At 57.3% G+C, this 19,128-nt stretch carries 13 protein-coding genes; 4 read left to right on the top strand and 9 right to left on the bottom strand.

All coding sequences use genetic code 11. The features are described 5' to 3' along the window. Positions 1–2 precede the first annotated feature (2 nt). The 6 genes from ACR0BI_RS07670 to ACR0BI_RS07645 all read right to left on the bottom strand — a co-directional run bounded on the left by ACR0BI_RS07670 (position 3) and on the right by ACR0BI_RS07645 (position 5,648). On the bottom strand, positions 3–1,166 hold the full coding sequence (locus ACR0BI_RS07670; RefSeq protein WP_170564595.1) for a serine hydrolase domain-containing protein: 1,164 nt from the start codon (positions 1,164–1,166) through the stop codon (positions 3–5). Positions 1,167–1,238: 72 nt separating this feature from the next. Then, the gene (gene pth, locus ACR0BI_RS07665; protein ID WP_170397497.1) at positions 1,239–1,922 is read right to left on the bottom strand and encodes an aminoacyl-tRNA hydrolase; all 684 of its coding nucleotides are present in this window, start codon (positions 1,920–1,922) and stop codon (positions 1,239–1,241) included. A 130-nt stretch (positions 1,923–2,052) separates the two neighbouring features. Next, positions 2,053–2,706: a 50S ribosomal protein L25/general stress protein Ctc gene (locus ACR0BI_RS07660; RefSeq protein ID WP_170397494.1), complete on the bottom strand. Its 654-nt coding sequence runs from the start codon at positions 2,704–2,706 to the stop codon at positions 2,053–2,055. A gap of 254 nt (positions 2,707–2,960) precedes the next feature. Then, a complete protein-coding gene (locus ACR0BI_RS07655) occupies positions 2,961–4,127 on the bottom strand; it encodes an alpha-hydroxy acid oxidase (RefSeq protein WP_170397492.1) in 1,167 nt (388 codons plus the stop codon). A 164-nt stretch (positions 4,128–4,291) separates the two neighbouring features. Further along, positions 4,292–5,083, bottom strand: a complete 792-nt coding sequence (gene trpA / locus ACR0BI_RS07650; protein ID WP_170404505.1) for a tryptophan synthase subunit alpha — start codon at positions 5,081–5,083, stop codon at positions 4,292–4,294. A gap of 79 nt (positions 5,084–5,162) precedes the next feature. Continuing rightward, positions 5,163–5,648, bottom strand: coding sequence for an acyloxyacyl hydrolase (locus ACR0BI_RS07645; protein ID WP_480561133.1), 486 nt, complete (start codon positions 5,646–5,648; stop codon positions 5,163–5,165). Between the two features lie 202 nt (positions 5,649–5,850). On the opposite strand from ACR0BI_RS07645, the gene ychF reads away from it, so the two are divergent. Next, positions 5,851–6,948: a redox-regulated ATPase YchF gene (gene ychF / locus ACR0BI_RS07640; protein ID WP_480561134.1), complete on the top strand. Its 1,098-nt coding sequence runs from the start codon at positions 5,851–5,853 to the stop codon at positions 6,946–6,948. A 28-nt stretch (positions 6,949–6,976) separates the two neighbouring features. On the opposite strand, the gene ACR0BI_RS07635 is transcribed toward ychF, so the two are convergent. Then, complete coding sequence (locus ACR0BI_RS07635) at positions 6,977–7,405, bottom strand: DUF4275 family protein (protein ID WP_480561135.1); 429 nt, start codon at positions 7,403–7,405, stop codon at positions 6,977–6,979. A gap of 269 nt (positions 7,406–7,674) precedes the next feature. Between ACR0BI_RS07635 and ACR0BI_RS07630 the strand changes: the two genes are divergently transcribed. The 3 genes from ACR0BI_RS07630 to fdhF all read left to right on the top strand — a co-directional run bounded on the left by ACR0BI_RS07630 (position 7,675) and on the right by fdhF (position 13,142). Beyond that, the gene (locus ACR0BI_RS07630; RefSeq protein ID WP_480561136.1) at positions 7,675–8,556 is read left to right on the top strand and encodes a LysR family transcriptional regulator; all 882 of its coding nucleotides are present in this window, start codon (positions 7,675–7,677) and stop codon (positions 8,554–8,556) included. An 85-nt stretch (positions 8,557–8,641) separates the two neighbouring features. Beyond that, the gene (locus tag ACR0BI_RS07625; protein WP_480561137.1) at positions 8,642–10,345 is read left to right on the top strand and encodes an NAD(P)H-dependent oxidoreductase subunit E; all 1,704 of its coding nucleotides are present in this window, start codon (positions 8,642–8,644) and stop codon (positions 10,343–10,345) included. Positions 10,346–10,358: 13 nt separating this feature from the next. Further along, entirely contained in the window at positions 10,359–13,142 is a 2,784-nt protein-coding gene (fdhF, locus tag ACR0BI_RS07620) for a formate dehydrogenase subunit alpha (RefSeq protein ID WP_480561138.1), read from the top strand. Between the two features lie 48 nt (positions 13,143–13,190). Here the strand turns inward: fdhF and ACR0BI_RS07615 are convergent, their stop codons facing one another. Together ACR0BI_RS07615 and ACR0BI_RS07610 are read right to left on the bottom strand one after the other, a co-directional pair. Next, positions 13,191–17,273: a translocation/assembly module TamB domain-containing protein gene (locus ACR0BI_RS07615; protein WP_170424367.1), complete on the bottom strand. Its 4,083-nt coding sequence runs from the start codon at positions 17,271–17,273 to the stop codon at positions 13,191–13,193. After that, on the bottom strand, positions 17,273–19,078 hold the full coding sequence (locus tag ACR0BI_RS07610; RefSeq protein WP_170663894.1) for a BamA/TamA family outer membrane protein: 1,806 nt from the start codon (positions 19,076–19,078) through the stop codon (positions 17,273–17,275). Before ACR0BI_RS07610 ends, ACR0BI_RS07615 begins: the two co-directional genes overlap by 1 nt. Between the last annotated feature and the right edge of the window lie 50 nt (positions 19,079–19,128).

Below are 19,128 nucleotides of genomic sequence, written 5' to 3'. Positions count from 1 at the left end.
TCTTACAGGCTTCGCGCAATTTTGCGGAACATTTCTATGTTCTGCTCACCGACACCTGGATCGCGGAACTTTCGGTCTGCGCCCGTCGTGACAATCAGAACACCACGTGGCTGGTCGAAGTAAATGTACTGCCCATACACGCCCCGCGCCATGAATTCACCTTCATGGGCACCGATCGGAATCCACCATTGATAGCCATACCCTATCTTGCCCGGTTCGGTCGGTGCGCTTGGCCAAGTAGCGGCGTCGATCCAATCCGCGGGTACAATCTGCCGTCCATCGCGTTCGCCATCCTGCAAAATCAACTGCCCGAACCGGGCAAAATCGCGCGTTGTGAAGTTGAGACCACCCAGAACAAATGCAACGCCTGCTCCATCGGTGATATAGTAACCTTCTCGCTCCAATCCCAGCGGTGCGATCACCTTCTCGGTCAGTAACTCTGCAACGCTGCGTCCTGTTGCCCCCCGTATGACCATTCCGATCACATGAGTATCGATCGACACATATTGCCATGTTTCACCCGGCGCGACGAAACTGTCCTTCAACGAAGCCGCGAAGTCGTCCAGTTCACCTCCCAGCGCCACGACGCGGCCCATGCGATTGATGTCGGAATTATAGTCCAGATAATCCTCGTCAAAGGTCACGCCGCTGGCCATGTTCAACACGTTGCGGATCGTGGCGGTCTCATAGGCGCTGCCCTTGAGGTCAGGTGCGTATTGCACAACCGGATCGTCGAGCGAGTTGATCGCGCCTTCATCCAGCAAAATACCGAACAAGGCAGACAGGTAGCTTTTAGCAATTGACCAGGAGATCCTGCGATCATCCGGCCCGGTGTCCAGATAGTATTCTTCGAAGCGAATTTCTCCGTCCTGCATCACCAACAGGGATGTTACCGAGCGATCTTCTATCCACTGGTCTGTTCCAACGGGAAGATCGAAGCCAGGCCCATACGGCAGCTCCCAGGTCGGGCCATTGCCACGCGGCAGAGTGACCGTCAGAAAGGCTTCGTCCATATGCGAAAAGTTGTGGACGATCTTTTCTTCTGAAAACAGCGAATTCACCGCCATCAGGCGCTGGATTTCCTCGCGTTTCCAAAATCCGACAACCGCCGCTGCCAATGCTAAGGTCAACAGGATACGCAGCAGCCATCTGAGCGCTGTTTTCATTCGACAACTCCCTTTTCCTCTGACATTGGACTTTGGCCTGAGGCTTTGCGCAAGCGCAACGTTGCGGAATGATTATCTGAATTTATCCAGCAGCTTTTGCATGGCCGAACGCTCATCGGGCGCTGAAACGGCTTCGGCGGCAGCTTTGGGGGGCGTATCAGGTTTAGTGGGCTGCTTCGATGATCTAGGCGGAGCAGTGCGCAGGGCAACGGCATTCATGAATTTCCCGCTTTCGTCATCGGCAAGATAGGTGGCACCGTCCGAGACGCCGCGCAGCACGTCATCCAGCCAGTCCGCATCCGCCTTTGCAAAGTCGCTTAGAACATAAGGCGAGACCATTTCTTTGCGGCCCGGATGACCGATACCCAGCCGCACGCGATCATAGGCCGGGCTGATATGGTCGTGGATCGACCGCAACCCGTTATGGCCTGCGTGGCCACCGCCTGCCTTAACGCGCACTTTACCGGGTGCCAAGTCCAGCTCATCATGAAAGACGGTCACGTCCGTCGAGTCGAGCTTGTAGAAGCGCATTGCCTCTCCTACTGACTGGCCAGAGCGGTTCATGAAGGTTTGCGGCTTAACCAACAGCACTTTTTGGCCGCCTAGACGTCCTTCGGCAATTTCAGCCTGGAACTTGGACTTCCACGGACCAAAGTTGTGATCTTCGGCAATTCGCTCCAACGCCATGAAGCCGATATTGTGCCGGTTGCGAGCGTATTTTGATCCCGGATTTCCCAAACCGACAAACAGTTTCATCGCTTTGTCCCTTACAGTCTCGCGTCGTTATCTCATTGCATGGATCAGGGGATGTTTTCCAGCCCCGTACACGCAAAAGAAAACGGGGCCCCAGATGGCGCCCCGTTTCAAATCTGGATTTGATCCGGATTTATTCTTCTTCCTGGCCGATGACTTCAACTTCATCTGCAGCCACTTCTTCCTCATCACCCTCTTCGTCGTCGCTGGTCGACAGACCGGTGGGTGCCGAGACGTTGGCGATCACGAAGTCACGATCGATGGTGGGCTTGGTGCCTTCAGGCAGCACAACCGAAGAGATGGTGACAACGTCGTTGATTTCCATGCCAGTAAGATCAACGGTGATCTTCTCAGGAATGTCACCGGCTGTGCAGAGCAGTTCAACCTCGGGGCGGACAACGGTCAGAACGCCACCTTTTTTGATACCGGGGGCTTCTTCTTCGTTGATGAATTCAACGGGGATGAACAGCGCGATCTTGGTGGTCCGACGCAGGCGCATCAGGTCCAGGTGGGTCGGCAGGTCTTTGACAACGTCACGCTGGACATCGCGGCAGATGACGCGCACGTCTTCGTGACCTTCGACTTTCAGGTTCCACAGGGTCGACTTGAACCGGCCTGCTTTCAGGCGCTTGAACAGTACGTTGAACGGGATCTGGATCGGCAGCGGCTCTTTATCGCCTCCAAAAACAATGCCCGGAACCATGCCATCGCGGCGTGCTTGACGAGCGGCGCCCTTGCCTGTCCCCGTCCGTTCCAGAGCTACGAGATCAGGAATCTCTCCAGCCATGATAATTCTCCAATGTTAGGGCGGGCATCCTCCAAGGCTGTATGCCCGCGTGAAGCCGCGTCCTTAGCTTGATTCAGTTGGTTTGGAAAGGGCTTTTTGTAGCCCGAGGATTTTTGCGTGGCTCTGCCTCGCGCTCCGAGGTATTTACGGCCAGATGAAGGACGGATCCTCTGCTTCATCTGGCTGCAAGTACCTTGAACGAGACGCTCAATGGGCGGCCATGCGGCGTCTCCATCTACGTGGGGGGCGTAGGATCAAGCCTGCCAGCGACCGCCAAAGTCTTCGGGGACTAGAAGATTGTGGCGCCCAAGATCGGCTACGTTACGTTCACCGCAAAGTGCCATCGTTGTATCGAGCTCTTTCTGGATCACTTCCAATGCCGTTGTCACGCCTTTCTGACCCATTGCACCCAGCCCATAGACAAAGGCGCGACCAATAAAGGTGCCCTTGGCCCCAAGCGCCAGAGCTTTCAGCACGTCTTGCCCTGAACGGATGCCGCTATCCAGATGCACTTCGACATCACTGCCGACGGCATCCATGATCTCGGGCAGAACCCGGATCGAACTGAGCGCGCCATCCAGCTGCCGTCCACCATGGTTTGAGACAACAATTGCATCTGCGCCCAGCTTGGCAGCCATTTTGGCATCCTCGGCATCGAGTATGCCCTTAAGGATCACCTTGCCGCCCCATTGTTCCATCAGCTTCTCGACTTTGCCCCAGTCGAGGCTGGGATCGAATTGCTCGGCGGTCCATGTGCCGAGCGAGCGTGTATCTGTGATGCTATCGACATGACCGACGATATTCCCGAATTCTCGGCGCTTGGCACCTAGCATCTCGATGCCCCAGGCCCATTTCGTCATCAGGTTGGCGATGGTTTTGGGGGTCAGCTTTGGCGGCGCAGATAGGCCATTTTTCAGGTCCTTGTGTCGTTGGCCAAGGATTTGCAGATCAAGCGTAATGACAAGGGCCGAGCATTTCGCATCCTTCGCGCGCTGGATAAGTCGCCCGACATAGTCCTGATCTTTCATGGTGTAGAGCTGAAACCAGAAAGGGGCCGAAGTGTTTTCAGCGACATCTTCGATCGAATTGATCGACATGGTCGACAGTGTGAAGGGTACACCAAAGGCTTCGGCGGCTTTGGCCGCTTTGATCTCGCCATCCGCGTGTTGCATTCCTGTCAGACCTACCGGAGCCAATGCAACGGGCATGGATACATCCTGCCCGATCATCTGCGATGCGGTCGAGCGCCCTGTCATGTCTACGGCGACCCGTTGGCGCAGGCGGATATCTTCGAAATCCGACGTGTTCTCGCGGAAGGTTTGTTCGGTCCAGCTGCCGCTTTCTGCATAGTCAAAAAACATGCGCGGAACGCGACGCTCATAGATCCGTTTGAGGTCTTCGATATTGGTAATGACTGGCATTGATCAGGTTCTCGCAGGATTGGTTAAGTTTCTTTACCAATTATTTTGAAACACTGCAATGCCCGCTTGCTGCGGTTGGTTGCCGCGTGGTCAAAACAAAAAAACACCGCAGTAGGCGGCGCGCTTGCTGCGGTGAAGAACCATCTGAAAATGGAAAGAAATTGTTAGGCGGAGTGCGCGCCATCTGACAGTGTTTTGACAAAATCCAGAACCTCGGTCACCGGTTTTCCGGAACCGATCTGGCTGACAATGGCAGATCCAACTACCGCGCCATCGGATACACTCGCGATGTTGCGAGACTTTTCTGGCGTATTGATGCCGAAACCGACGATCACGGGCAAATCAGTTGCAGCTTTGATCCGAGCGACCTCGGGCCCAACATCGGTTGCCTGCGCTTCGGCAGCACCGGTTATGCCGGTAATCGATACATAATACACAAATCCGGATGTGTTTTGCAGTACGCGAGGCAAGCGTTGGTCATCGGTCGTCGGCGTCGCCAAGCGGATGAAGTTCAGCCCTGCAGCTTGCGCGGGCAGACAAAGCTCTTCGTCCTCTTCGGGGGGCAGGTCGACGACGATCAGCCCGTCGATCCCCGCTGATTTTGCATCTGCCAGAAATTTCTCGACACCTCGGCTGTAGATCGGATTGTAATATCCCATCAGCACGATCGGTGTGGTGTCATCGGATTCACGAAAGGCGCGGGCCAAATCCAGAGTGCGTTGCAATGTCATTCCACCATCCAACGCCCGTTGGCCAGCAGCCTGAATGGTCGGGCCATCGGCCATGGGATCGGTAAAGGGCAGGCCCAACTCGATAACGTCGACACCTGCGCCGGGCAAACCCTTCACGACCTCCAGCGAAGTGTCATAGTCGGGATCTCCGGCCATGACATAAGCTACAAATGCCTTTTTGCCTTGCTTTTGCAGGGCGTCGAATTTGGCGTCAATACGGGTCATCGGAAATCCTTGCACTCGGGTTTGGACCTGATGTGCAGAAACTTTCGCTGAAAATCAATCCCGCTTGGTGGGCTTCCGATCAGAAGGCGTAATGGTATCTCAGCAAAAGTGCGTTTACACCTGGGTTGTCTTCCTGCGTGCTGGCGTTGGATATATGAGTGATAGCGGCAGACAGTTTGTTGCCGCTTTCCAGCGTATAGCCAAGGCCCAGTAAGCTGCGTATCTGAAAACTGCCGCCCAGATCATTCAGTTCGTTGGATTCACTATAGTATCCCGGCATGACACTGCCCTCGATGAACCAACGGTCCGCAAAAGTGTAAAGCCCGATCAGGCCCGCGCCAACATGCGTGTCACCGTCGGTATCAACAGACAGGGACGCACCCCAGGTGGCGCTGAAACGGGTCGCTTCGTAGAAATAGCGATGCTGGTATTCCAGCGAAACAATCGCCTGATCTTCGCTCTGAGCGCTGGAATAATCTGCGTAGCCTGCTCCGAAAATGATGGATTGGGCTTGTGCTGCAGTAGCGGCTGTCAGCGCAAAAGCCAGAATAACAAGGGATTTCATTTTTACCTACTATGTCCGTCGTTCGTTGGTATTGGTTTTATTGAGGAATGTAGGTGCATGTTTTCAATGGACGCAAGAACACAAAGCGATGTCGATTTTGTGATGTGGCAGAATAGACTCGCGGCTGTGTTCAGGCACTTTGCCTTGCGCATTGCACCGGACCTGCCTAGAAGCGGCGCTCGAATGGTATCAGGAGGCCGTCATGGGCTTTAAAATGGGAATCGTGGGTTTGCCGAATGTTGGCAAGTCGACTCTCTTCAACGCACTGACCAAAACTGCGGCAGCTCAGGCGGCGAATTTCCCGTTCTGCACCATCGAACCCAATGTGGGGGATGTCGCCGTTCCTGATGACCGGCTGGATAAACTGGCGGCGATTGCGTCCTCGAAACAGATCATCCCGACGCGCATGACCTTTGTGGATATCGCTGGTTTGGTGAAGGGCGCTTCGAAAGGTGAGGGGCTGGGCAACCAGTTTCTGGCAAACATTCGCGAGACCGACGCAATCGCCCATGTGCTGCGTTGTTTCGAAGATGGTGACGTGACCCATGTGGATGGCCGCGTTGATCCGGTGGCCGATGCCGACACGATCGAAACCGAGCTGATGCTGGCCGATCTGGAAAGCATCGAAAAGCGTCGCGCCAATCTGGTGCGCAAGCTGAAGGGCAATGACAAAGAGGCACAGCAGCAGGACCGCCTGCTCGCCGAGGCGCAGGAGATGTTGGAAAACGGCAAGCCAGCGCGTCTGGTTGAAGTGTCTGATGAAGACGCCAAGGCATGGAAAATGCTGCAACTTCTGACCACCAAGCCGGTGCTTTATGTCTGCAACGTGTCCGAAGAAGAGGCCGCCGAAGGCAACGAGTACTCTGCCAAAGTCGCTGAGATGGCTGCCGCGCAAGGTAATGCTCATGTCATTATCAGTGCCAAGATCGAGGAAGAGATCAGCCTTCTGGAAGACGAGGAGGCACAGATGTTCTTAGAGGAAATGGGTCTGGAAGAGCCCGGCCTCGACCGTCTGATCCGTGCCGGTTACGACCTGCTCAAGCTGGAAACCTATTTCACCGTCGGCCCGAAAGAGGCCCGGGCCTGGACCATCCGCACCGGCACCGCCGCACCACAGGCCGCAGGTGTCATCCACGGAGACTTTGAGAAGGGTTTCATCCGTGCCGAGACTATCGCCTATGACGACTACATCGCTGCCAATGGCGAACAAGGTGCCAAAGAGGCGGGTAAGATGCGGGCCGAAGGGAAAGGCTACATCGTCAAGGATGGCGATGTGATGCACTTTTTGTTCAACACCTGAGAAGCCACCAAAGCAGTCACTGCTCAGCTTATAACCTCGGGTTTTCTGCGAAGAACGGGCCGATATCGGGTTGCTCGTGTGTGAATGCCATTGTCCACTTCATGTTGTGGTGGGCTACGTAGATATCCGCGCCAAAAGATGTGAAATCTGGATATGTTTCTGAGACGCAGCGATACGACCATTTGATATCTTCATCAAAGATAACATACGCGGCAGGCCACTGGTTCTCATAGGCATTTAAAGCGTCATCGCCCGCCCGCGCGATTTGAAACCCGTAACTGAAACCATGCCAGCGAAAGCGATTGTGAATCCAGGAACCGGTTGATTTCTTTACGTTCCCGGCGAATGTCTGATGCCAGCATTGAACAACCTCACCACCTTCTTTGGAATTGAGAGGATCAAAATCGACGCATTCACGCACCAAGAAGTCCTCAATTTGGTTTCTCGTAAGGTTCATGGAATAATTCGGTTCTATGTTGTTGTTAAACCGGCATATCGCGCGTTATGGCGAAGTGTCAAAACCGCTCAGGTGGCAAGATGCGATCCTGTTAGTTTCATTTGGGCTGGAACAGCAGTTCGGCAGGCTCAACCACCCGAGTATTGCATGTATCTGAAGCGCCGATCCTGTGGCAGCCAACAAATTGACGATGCTCGCATCTCGCACATTTCTCTTGTGCAGAAATGTGGTTAGTTTGGATTTTGACCTGATACCTGAGACAGCTCTAGATGATCGAAATCCGCGACCTGCAATTGCTCAGCGCATTGGCGCGGCATCGTCATTTCGCCAAGGCAGCTGAGGAATGCGGGATTTCACAGCCTGCGTTCTCGATGCGAATCCGAAACCTGGAGGATCGGCTGGGTGTCTCCATCGTTCGCCGCGCAAACCGATTTCAGGGGCTGACCGAAGAGGGCGAGATGATTGTCCAGCGCGCGCGGCGCATTCTCGACGACACCAAGGCTTTGGAACAACAGGTGCTCGCTGCAAAGGGTGAGATCACCGGCACGCTTATTTTGGGTGTGATCCCTACAGCGATTGCCTTCACCGGGCGTCTGACGAAGCGGTTGCGCGATGCGCATCCACGTATCGTGACCCGGATTGAAACAATGTCTGCAACGGCCATTCAGCACCGGTTGGACGAAGGAAGTTTGGATGCTGGCATCACTTATGGCGACAGTATCGGTACCGATCTACGGCAAGTGCAGCGCTTGTACGAAGAAACCTATGTCCTATTGGTCCCCTCGCATATGACCGATGAGACAGGCCCGATCCCATGGGCCCGCGTGGCCGAGTTTCCCCTGAGCCTGCTGGAACCTCAGATGCAGAACCGGCGGATTCTGGATCGGATATTCGCCGAACAGGGCTTGCACCCGGATATTGTGGCCGAGACCAGCGGATTCACAGCCTCGATGGTCATGGCACGCGAGGGGCTAGCGGCCACCGTGATTCCACACGTGCTGGTGCGGGCGCTGGGCGACCTGAAGGACACAAGGGTGCTGTCCCTGATCGAACCCGTGGTGAGCAAGCCGATTTGTCTGGCCACGCTCACTCGTGACCCGGAATTGCCCACGGTCGCGGCCTTACGCACAGTGATGGCGTCTTTGCGGTGATAAACTGTCGTTATCGTGCGATTGAAATATGCGATTTGACGATATGCTAGTCTGATGAGACACGGGGCCTCAATCGGAGGGCATCATGGCACCATTAGACACCAAGCCATCAGGCGCGCCAAAGGGCGTCTGGAAGTCAGGTAAAGGCAAGGGGCGGCACACACCCAAAGGCCGTCAATTCTCGGACGAGGCACAAGCGGAAATTGCACGACTGTTGGGTGACCGCCCGCGACGTCGCGACCTGCTGATTGAATTTCTGCATTTGATTCAGGACGCACACGGCCATATCAGCGCCGACCACATCGCCGCTCTGGCGGTTGAGATGCGGATCGGGCAGGCTGAGATTTACGAAACCGCAACCTTCTATGCCCATTTCGATGTAGTGAAAGAGGGTGAAACGCCTCCTCCGGCGTTGACGATCCGTGTGTGCGATTCGCTGTCCTGCGAAATGGCAGGTGCCCAGCAGCTGCAAAAAGCGCTGGAAGACGGTTTGGATGCCTCGCAGGTCCGCGTTGTCCGTGCGCCCTGCATGGGACGCTGCGACACCGCTCCAGTGCTGGAGATCGGTCACAACCACATCGACCACGCGACCCCCGAAAAAGTGCGGGCCGCTATTGTTGCCGATGACACCCATGCGCACCTGCCCGACTACGAAACCTTCGCGGCCTATGAGGCCGAAGGTGGCTACGCCAAACTGAAAGAGCTGCGCGAGGGCGGCGATTGGGAGAAGGTGCAGGAAGACGTACTGTCCTCGGGCCTGCGTGGTCTGGGCGGCGCTGGCTTCCCGTCGGGCAAGAAATGGGGCTTTGTTCGCATGAATGAAGGCCCGCGTTATCTAGCTGTCAACGGCGATGAGGGCGAGCCCGGGACATTCAAGGACCGCTACTATCTTGAGCGCACGCCGCATGTCTTCCTCGAAGGGATGCTGATCGCCGCTTGGGCCGTCGAGGCAGAGACCTGCTTTATCTATATGCGCGACGAATACCCGGCAGTTCTGGAAATCCTGCGTCGTGAGATTACCGCGCTCGAACAAGCCGGGATCGTCGAAGAAGGCTATATCGACCTGCGCCGTGGTGCTGGCGCTTACATCTGCGGTGAAGAATCCGCGATGATCGAGTCGATCGAAGGCAAAAAAGGACTGCCGCGTCATCGTCCTCCGTTCGTGGCGCAGGTTGGGGTCTTTAACCGTCCGACCTTGGTGCACAATGTCGAGACGCTCTATTGGGTGACCAAAGTTTGCCGTGAAGGGCCTGAATGCCTTAACAGCACCGAAAAGAACGGTCGCAAGGGTTTGCGTAGCTATTCGGTCTCGGGTCGTGTCGCAAAGCCGGGCGTTTACCTTCTGCCCGCTGGCTCGACCATTCTGGACGTGATCGAGGCAGCCGGAGGCATGGCCGGGGGCCAGACCTTCAAGGCTTATCAGCCGGGTGGTCCATCCTCGGGTCTGTTGCCTGCATCGATGGATGACATCCCGCTGGATTTCGACACGTTGCAACCGCATGGCACCTTCATCGGGTCCGCTGCGGTTGTGGTTCTGTCCGATCAGGACACTGCCCGCGATGCGGCACTGAACATGCTGCGCTTCTTCGAAGACGAAAGCTGCGGCCAGTGTACGCCCTGCCGGGCGGGTTGCGAAAAGGCGGTCAAGCTGATGCAAGCCGGCAAATGGGATCAGGACCTGCTGGAAGACCTGTGTCAGGTCATGGGCGATGCCTCGATCTGCGGTCTGGGGCAGGCGGCCCCGAACCCGATCCGTCTGGTCATGAAACATTTCGCTGACGAAATCTGAAGGAGACAGAGCCATGCTTGATGCAAGCCCAAACAAGACCGTCACCTTCAACCTGAACGGCGAAGATGTCACCGTGCCCGAGGGCTGGACCATCTGGGAAGCCGCAAAGGGGCAGGGGTTCACCATTCCGCACCTGTGCCACAAGCCGCAACCGGGCTATCGCCCGGACGGCAACTGCCGCGCCTGTATGGTCGAGGTGGAAGGTGAACGCACGCTGGTCGCCTCGTGCATCCGTCCTGCCGCGGACGGAATGGTTGTGAAGACCGACAGCGACCGCGCCGAGAAATCGCGTGCCATGGTCATGGAACTGCTGGTCGCCGACCAGCCCGAAGAGGCGCACGACACGTCGAGCCACTTCTGGGATATGGCCAAGCTGAACGATGTTAGCGACAGCCGTTTCCCAGCGAAAGAGGCCGAGAAAATCCCGCTGTTGGATGACAGCCACGTTGCGATGCGCGTCAATCTGGACGCTTGCATCAACTGCAACCTTTGCGTTCGCGCCTGCCGTGAAGTGCAGGTCAACGACGTGATCGGCATGGCCGGTCGCGGACACACCGCTCAGGTGGTGTTCGACCAGAACGACCCGATGGGCGATTCAACCTGTGTCGCCTGTGGTGAATGCGTTCAGGCCTGCCCGACCGGTGCCCTGATGCCCGCCACAGTGTTGGACGACCAGCAGAAGGGCGACAGCAAGGACTATGATTCCGAGACCGAAAGCGTCTGCCCGTTCTGCGGTGTGGGCTGCAAAGTCTCGCTGAAGGTCAAGGACGGCAAGGTCAAGTATGTCGAGGGCATCAACGGCCCGGCAAACGAAGGCCGACTGTGTGTCAAAGGTCGCTTTGGCTTTGACTATATCCACCACCCGCACCGCCTGACCAAGCCGCTGATCCGTCGTGAGGATGCGCCAGCGAAGGGTCTGAACGTCGACCCAGGCAATCTGGACACCCATTTCCGCGAGGCGACTTGGGAAGAGGCGATGGATCTGGCCGCCACCAAGCTGAAAGCTCTGCGCGCGGAAGACCCGCGCAGCGTTGCAGGCTTTGGCTCGGCCAAATGCACCAACGAAGAAGCCTATCTGTTCCAAAAATTCATCCGTCAGGGTTTCAAGCACAACAATGTCGACCATTGCACCCGTCTGTGCCACGCGTCGTCCGTTGCTGCGCTGATCGAGAACGTCGGTTCCGGTGCTGTGACCGCAACCTTTAACGAGATCGAAAACGCGGATGTGGCGATCATCATCGGTTCGAACCCGATCGAAAACCACCCGGTTGCGGCAACCTACTTCAAGCAGTTCGCCAAACGCGGCGGCAAGCTGATCGTGATGGACCCGCGCGGCGTTGGGATGCGCAAGTTTGCGGATGAAATGCTGCAGTTCCGTCCGGGGGCAGATGTCTCGATGCTGAACGCGATCATGAACGTGATCGTCGAAGAGGAGCTCTACGACAGCCAGTACATCCACCGCTGGACCGAGAACTGGGAGGCCGAGAAGGAGCATCTGCGCCAGTTCACGCCCGAAGCAATGTCGCCGATCTGTGGCATTGAACCGGATCAGCTGCGACGTGTCGCGCGCATCTTTGCGCAGGCCAAGGCCGGTCTGATCTTCTGGGGCATGGGCGTCAGCCAGCACATCCACGGCACCGATAACTCGCGGTGTCTGATCAGTCTTGCGCTGATGACCGGCAATGTCGGTAAACCCGGCGCGGGTCTGCACCCGCTGCGTGGTCAGAACAACGTGCAGGGCGCCTCGGACGCGGGTCTGATCCCGATGTTCCTGCCGGATTACCAGACCGTGACGGATGACGGCATTCGCGCCAAGTTCAACAATGTCTGGAACTCGGACGACTTCTCGAACGAGAAGGGGCTGACCGTCACCGAGATTATCGATCAGGCTTATGCGGGCAACATCAAGGGTATGTACATCCAGGGGGAAAACCCCGCCATGTCCGACCCCGATGTGAATCACGCGCGCGACGCACTGGCCAAGCTGGAACTGATGATCGTGCAGGATATCTTCCTGACCGAAACGGCGAACTATGCCGACATCATTCTGCCCGCCTCAGCGCTCTATGAGAAGAACGGCAGCGTGTCGAACACCAACCGTCAGGTACAGCGTGTGCGGCCCGCCGTGACCCCTCCGGGTGAGGCGCGCGAGGATTGGAAGATCACCGTTGAGCTGGCGCAGCGGATCGGTTTGAACTGGGATTATTCCGATGTTTCTCAGGTCTTTGCTGAGATGAAGCTGACGATGAATTCGCTCGACAACATCACGTGGGAACGGCTTGAGACGGAGACGATCACTTACCCGTCACTGTCCGAGACAGACCCAGGTCAGGCGATTGTGTTCGGCGATGGTTTCCCACGTGCGGATGGTCGCGCCCGGTTCACGCCAGCCAGTGTCATCCCACCGGATGAGGCCCCGGATGATGAATACCCGATGATCGCCACCACTGGGCGCCAGCTGGAGCATTGGCATACCGGGTCGATGACGCGCCGGTCCAACGTTCTGGATGCCGTGGAACCTGAAGCGAACTGCTCGATGAACCCGCGTACATTGAAACTGATGGGGATTGAGCCGGGCGATATGATTCGTCTGACTACTCGCCGCGGTTCGATTGAAATCATGGTGCGGGCCGACCGGGCGATTGCCGAAGATATGGTGTTCATCCCGTTCGCCTATGTCGAGGCGGCGGCGAATATCCTGACCAACTCGGCCATCGATCCTTATGGCAAGATCCCCGAGTTCAAGTTCTCGGCAATTCGCGTCGAAAAGATCGCAGACGCCGTCGCGGCGGAATAGTCTTCAATCAACTGAAAAAAAGGCGGCCCTTTGGGGTCGCCTGTTTTTTCAGTAGTCGCGTTCGAAAAAGATACCCAAGCCCGTCTCACCCCGGCCATCCACCGTGCCGCGAACCGTGAAGCTGTCGGTGACGTCGAGGTTCAAATTCACCTCGGTGTCACCTTCGGTATTGACGGTGAAATCGGTGTAGAGATTGTCGCTTAGATATGCGCCCGCACCAAGGCTGCCCCCACCGCCCTCAGTCGCGCCAAGGTCGATAGTGTCCAGGCCCGTGGCCTCGCGCACCCCTTTGGTAGTATCCCCGCCGGCGCCGCTGAGTTGGGCCAATGAGGCCGCCATCTGCGCAATGACAAACGGTGACAGTTCTGAGAACCGGTTGCCGAACAAGAGCATTGCTAGCGCTTCCTCGGTCGGGCGTTCAGGATCTGAGAATACGTCGACCTCGGGTGAGTCCAGCGGCCCGGCGATCTCGATCGTTGCGGTGCCGTCCGAGGTGCTGGAGGACGATTCAAACTCGATATATGGCGTCAGGTCACCCTGCAGGGTGACCACACCCTTAGTCAGCGCAAGGCGGCGACCAAGGATATCGATATTACCGCGGATAAGCTCAATCTGGCCTGACGGCACAACAGAAGTTGTAGTTCCACCAATCTGTATGCGACCGCCCAGTTCCGCGTTCACGCCGCGTCCTCGGACAAAGACTGCCTTGGGTGCAAGCAATCCGATGTCGAGCGACATGCGCGAGTTGCTTTTAGTCTCATCCTCGGTTTCCACCAGATTGGCGCGTTCCCGCGTTACGAAACCGGCACGGCTTTCGTTCAGGTGTTGGATCGTCGGAATTGGTGCTGCGCCGACTGCTCCTGCGGCGGCTGCAAGATTGATGTTGGTTTCGCCAAAGTTGATCTGCCCGGCCAGCGAACTGTTCCCGGCCAATGCCCCGGTCAGGGCGATCTGACCGTTCAATGTGGTTTCATAGAGCAGCTTGTCTGTCAGCACGAGATTGTTGAGCGCTGTGGTTATCTGGGCGTTGAAGGGTGGCGTCAGATCAATCGGGCCGTTGACGGTAAACCCTCCGCCCGCTCGTAACCCACCCTGCAGTGCAATCGTGGCGCGGCTTTGCGCGATGTTTACGGAACCCCCGATGCCAGTGATTGTCTGTCCCACATCGGGCAAGGCCATCGACGCGCCGGATGTTGAAATCGTTCCGCTAAGCGCATCCAGCGCAGGTGCCCCTTTCAGGGCCAGATCGAACCGGGCAGTACCGGCCAGATTGTTGGGAGAGATAAATGCATTGGCGATACCGATGTTGACACCGCCCTGCATCTTCAGGTCCGCTTCGCCGCTGGTTTCGTTAAAGGTCCCGGCAACAGTTGTACTGATATCGGCGGGGCCATTAGCCTTTGCGTCGATGGTCCACATCCCGGCGTCGCGGCGGGCGGTACCACTGGCGGCGACGGTTCCGGGGAAATCGGGCACAAAACGTTCGACCCGATTCAGGCGGGCGTCAAAATTTAGATCCGCGGTGCCACCGGTTTCTACGGTTCCGGTTAAATTGGCGTACGAGCTATCAGGTCCCTGCAGGCGCGCATTGCCTTCCAAACCGGACCCTGTAGGGGCGACGTTGCCATCCAGCGTGAGCGGCCCGGACAATGTCGAAGATAGACGGCCGATGTCGTCCAGCATGGCCGAGAAATCGAGGCCACCGGCCTCCCGATCCAATCGGCCCGATGCATCTGCGGTCAGCGCGGTTCCGTTCAGACTGAAAGTGCGGATGTTCAGCCCCTGATCATCGTTGGCGGCATCCACGTTCAGCGTGGTTCGTCCCTGTACCAACGCATCTACGGCTTGGATACCCGTGGCAAGGTCGTCTGCTCTCAGGTTGCCTTTGATATCAAAGGCCTTGCTGCTTTGCGCGGCCCGACCGGTGACGTCGGCATCAATCGACCCGGCCAGATCAAGCCCGGCGAGGCCGGAGAACAAAGACAGGTCGGGGGCGTTCAGCTTGGCGCTTCCATCCACCGTGATGTTTCCGGTGGGGTCATCGATGGTTGCGCCCACCTCGGCAGTAAGAGCAGCACTTTTGACCGTGGCGTTTCGAATAACGATTTGGTTGCCCGAATGCGCACCGTCCAGATTGATTGATGTCCGGCCTTTCAACAGCGGGTCGAACTCGCTCATCCCGGTTTCGATATTTGTTCCGATCACGCTGGCTTGGCCGTCGAATTCCAACGTCTGTACGGTGCCTTTGCCATCCAGCCGGGCCTGTAATGCGCCCGCCAGATCACGCTGTGCGATGCCTGAGAACACCGCCAGATTTGGGGCGTTCACGCTGGCCTGACCGTCAATCGTCAGATTGCCATTTGGCGTCGTGACCGTGCCGCTGGCCTGCGCTGTCAGAGCGTCGCCATTCACGGTGAAATCGCGAATTGTTACCCCATCGGTGTCGCGTTTGGCATCCAGAACGATTTCGGTTTCACCCGTGATCATTGGATCAATATCGTCACGCCCGGTCACCAGATCACGCCCATTCACCGTGACCTTGCCGTCAAAGCTGCGTTCCAGTGGCGAGCCCTTTCCAGCCACCTGGACCGAAGCCTCGCCACCAAGCTGAAGCTGTGCCAGGTCCGAGAACCGCGACAGGTCGGTCGCCTGCAGCAGTGCCGTGCCATCAACCTGCAACCCGGTCGCAAGCCCGCTGATCAACGCATCAGCGTCTAGAGTATAGTCGCTGCCGACCAGTTCGACCCCGGACAATTGCAATGTCTGGTCGCTGCCGTACTCGAACTGCCCATCCAGTGTGATCTGATTTCCGACGGCGGCATTCAGTGCGGCATCTGTCAGATCAATGCCAGCCAGCACAGCCTGCAGATCGCCATCGACCGACAGCCCGCTGGATTGATCTAGCGTGCCTTGCCCGCTGATCCGTGCATGATCGAGGTTCAGGTTGGGGGTTTCAATCTTGTTGGTCGTCAGGCTCAGGTCCCAGAGATTGCCATTCTCGGTATTGTACAAGGCCGAAATCTGAGCCGCGCCGATTGACGTATCGCCGCCGCTGACGGGCAGAACGACCTTGTCACCTTCCGGCGGCGTGATACGACCTTGCAGGGCGACCAGTTTCAGAACACCACCCGAAGCAAGGCTGAGTTCGCTTTTGAGGTCCAGCGCTTCCGAGGTAATCTCGATATCCGATATATCCAGCGCCCCGTCAGAATGGGTGCGCCCATCTACAAACAGCCGTGTGTCGGTACCGAAGAACGTGTCCATCTCTTCGGCCAGAAACGGCGTCAGGTCGCCTCCGACATCGGCAGTAAACGCGATTCCATCAGAGGCGTTGCCACTCTCTTCGGCGGTGCGCAGTCGTACCTGACCGGACACGCGAAGCTGCTGATCGCTGCTTAGACCGATATCAGCATTAAAATCCGTTATCGGCCCCGAGCCTTTTGCAGTCAGCTCAAGCGGCGGGGCATCGGGGATGGACAGGGCCGTTGCGATCAGACCGCCTGATGCTTCGGCTACGGTCAAGTCCAGATCGATCTGGCGGCTGTCGTTCTGAAAGCCTGCTTTCAGATCAATCGTGTCCCCGGCGCGGTCCAGTCGGTCGATATCCAGCGTAGTATCCAGTGTTCCATCAGCCAGCGATAGGTTGCCGTTCACGGCGAGCTCGGCAGCGACGCCGATCAGCGGCTCACCTAAAGAAAGGTCATCGACACGCAGCTCTCCGATTTCGATCGAAACCGGAAGCTCAGGTAGTTGGAAGGGTTGGGTTTCGGCTGAAGGGGGCGGTGCGTCCTTTGTTGTTGTACCGGGTGCGCGGGCGATATCGATTTCCTGCGCCGATAGTGTGTTGACCGAGAACCGACCGCGCAGCAGTGCCAATCGGTTCCAGTCCAATTCAGCGTTTTTAATGGTGAGCCAGACGCCGTCGTCATCGGCGACCGTGATTTCCTGAATCGTCGCACGCGAACTTAAGGCACCTTCAAGGCCGACCACCCGCACATTCTGATCATCACCGGACAGGGTATCTTGCAGAAACTGCTCGATCATGCTGCCGCCCTCGTCCTGAGCGGTCGCCGCGATGGGAACGGTGATCGCTGCTGAACTTAGCAACAGGGGATATACAACGCGACGCATCAAAAGGCCTGCCCGATCCCGAGGTAGAATTGCAGCCCGTCACCCGTATCGCCCTGAACCGGCACCGCAAGGTCAAAGCGCAAGGGCCCGAAGCCGCCCAGATCATAACGGATTCCAAGGCCCGCGCCAGAATGCTCTTCCGCGCCGCTGCCGATGAATGAGGACGTGTCGACCACGCCGTAGTCATAAAACCCAACCAACGAGATTGCGTCAGTGACTTTGCCTCGGACCTCGGCTGAGAGCCCCAGAAAGGATTTGCCACCGGCGACACCATCCCCGACGGGGATACCTAGGCTTTCAAATGGCTGACCCCGTACTGTACCGGCACCACCCGAGAAGAACAGGAAATCTGGAGTCACACCATCTGCCGGAGGTCCGAGGACCGATCCCAACTGCACCCGGCCTGCCAACACCAGCCGACCGGCGGTGCCCAGATCGTTATAGGCGCGACCGTCAAAGAACATTCTCAGGCCGGTATCCGACCCGGAGAACCCGACAAAGGGCATGACTTGCGAGTCTAGATAATAACCGCGCGTCGCGCTGACCTTGCTGTCGCGTTCATCCCATTCTGACCGGAACGGAAGAATGAAGTATCGAAACTTGCGCCCATCGCCATAGGCGTCATCTGCGTCCGACCATTGGAAACCTGCCGAGGCTTCGGCGTAGAGGCGGTCAGAGAATGTGCGGCGTGCACCATAGGCAAGCGAGGCGACGGTGACGTTGTAGTTTTCGGTATTGCGCCGCTCCAACAGCGCGCTCCAGAATGTATTGTCGTCAGGGCCCAGACGATCAGGTTGATCCAGCCGCAGACCAATACGTCCATCGATATCCTCGGCACCGCCGATATTGCGGATTGCCGCCTCGAACCGCAGCCTTTCGGCTCGCCGGAAGACGTTTCGATGGGTCCACGTAGCGGTAAGATCAACCCCGTCGCGCGAAGCAATCTCGGCCCCGAAGGTTAGGCGGCGCGGTGGCAGGTCTTCGAAAGTTGCGTCGAAATCCAGCGTGCCATCCGGGTTCGGCTCATCTTTTTCCTTGAGCGACACCGTAGCGAATGTGCCAGTGCGCCGCAGGCGGGTGCCAACCTTTTGGACCTGTTCAGGCGAATAAACCTCACCCGAGGGGAAGCCCGCGATTTTCTCGATCGATCGATGGCGGACATTTGTATCGCCCTGAATGATCATTTTACCGAACCGCAGCCTTGGCCCCGGAGCCAGATCAATTGTCGCGTCCAGCCGTGCCTGCGCATGGCGCGCTATCACTTTCTGATCTTCCACTTCCGCCTTGGCATGGCCTGTATCGCGCCAGCCCTGCACCCCGGCCGAAGCCGCCTGTTGGATCGCTCCGGTGGTCGCGGTCTTACCCGTGGCGAACTCTTCGGGCAGTTCCGTGCCCGGTGCCAGCGGTTGCACGACAGCCGTTCCGAACTTGAACTTCCGTCCCGGTGTGACAAGGATAGTCGCCCGTTTGAATTGGGCTGGAACGTTCAGCGAATTGATTTTGGCGGCTTCCTGCCCGTCAAGCTTGATGCTGACGACGGGGCTGAAATAGCCTTCGTCGTACATGATCTGAACGATGGTGCGGTAATCGGACAAAGCTGCCGACAGTATTTCCAGTGACGTATCAAGACCACGCGATTCCGAGGTGAAGATGGATGAAGTCTCTTCCAAGCGGTCGACCAGATCTTCAGATGCACCAGGGGCGGATAGGGTCGTTTCTAGCGCGGTAGCAAGATTGGGGGACAAGGCCACAAACGCACCAAAAAGCCAGCCTCTCAGATCGCTGCGCGGTCTGCTCCCTGTCATTGTCTGGCTCCAACTGCCCCAAGTCGAAATCGCTATGGCCGCGAAACAAA

The organism is Ruegeria sp. E5, assembly GCF_056534105.1.
This window is presented reverse-complemented; position numbering and strand designations above follow the sequence as displayed.

What these genes read in the sequence shown, in the direction of transcription:
- ACR0BI_RS07670 (WP_170564595.1), bottom strand. Translation starts at nt 1,166, where the DNA reads ATGAAAACAGCGCTCAGATGGCTGCTGCGTATCCTGTTGACCTTAGCA.
- pth (WP_170397497.1), bottom strand. Translation starts at nt 1,922, where the DNA reads ATGAAACTGTTTGTCGGTTTGGGAAATCCGGGATCAAAATACGCTCGC.
- ACR0BI_RS07660 (WP_170397494.1), bottom strand. Translation starts at nt 2,706, where the DNA reads ATGGCTGGAGAGATTCCTGATCTCGTAGCTCTGGAACGGACGGGGACA.
- ACR0BI_RS07655 (WP_170397492.1), bottom strand. Translation starts at nt 4,127, where the DNA reads ATGCCAGTCATTACCAATATCGAAGACCTCAAACGGATCTATGAGCGT.
- trpA (WP_170404505.1), bottom strand. Translation starts at nt 5,083, where the DNA reads ATGACCCGTATTGACGCCAAATTCGACGCCCTGCAAAAGCAAGGCAAA.
- ACR0BI_RS07645 (WP_480561133.1), bottom strand. Translation starts at nt 5,648, where the DNA reads ATGAAATCCCTTGTTATTCTGGCTTTTGCGCTGACAGCCGCTACTGCA.
- ychF (WP_480561134.1), top strand. Translation starts at nt 5,851, where the DNA reads ATGGGCTTTAAAATGGGAATCGTGGGTTTGCCGAATGTTGGCAAGTCG.
- ACR0BI_RS07635 (WP_480561135.1), bottom strand. Translation starts at nt 7,405, where the DNA reads ATGAACCTTACGAGAAACCAAATTGAGGACTTCTTGGTGCGTGAATGC.
- ACR0BI_RS07630 (WP_480561136.1), top strand. Translation starts at nt 7,675, where the DNA reads ATGATCGAAATCCGCGACCTGCAATTGCTCAGCGCATTGGCGCGGCAT.
- ACR0BI_RS07625 (WP_480561137.1), top strand. Translation starts at nt 8,642, where the DNA reads ATGGCACCATTAGACACCAAGCCATCAGGCGCGCCAAAGGGCGTCTGG.
- fdhF (WP_480561138.1), top strand. Translation starts at nt 10,359, where the DNA reads ATGCTTGATGCAAGCCCAAACAAGACCGTCACCTTCAACCTGAACGGC.
- ACR0BI_RS07615 (WP_170424367.1), bottom strand. Translation starts at nt 17,273, where the DNA reads ATGCGTCGCGTTGTATATCCCCTGTTGCTAAGTTCAGCAGCGATCACC.
- ACR0BI_RS07610 (WP_170663894.1), bottom strand. Translation starts at nt 19,078, where the DNA reads ATGACAGGGAGCAGACCGCGCAGCGATCTGAGAGGCTGGCTTTTTGGT.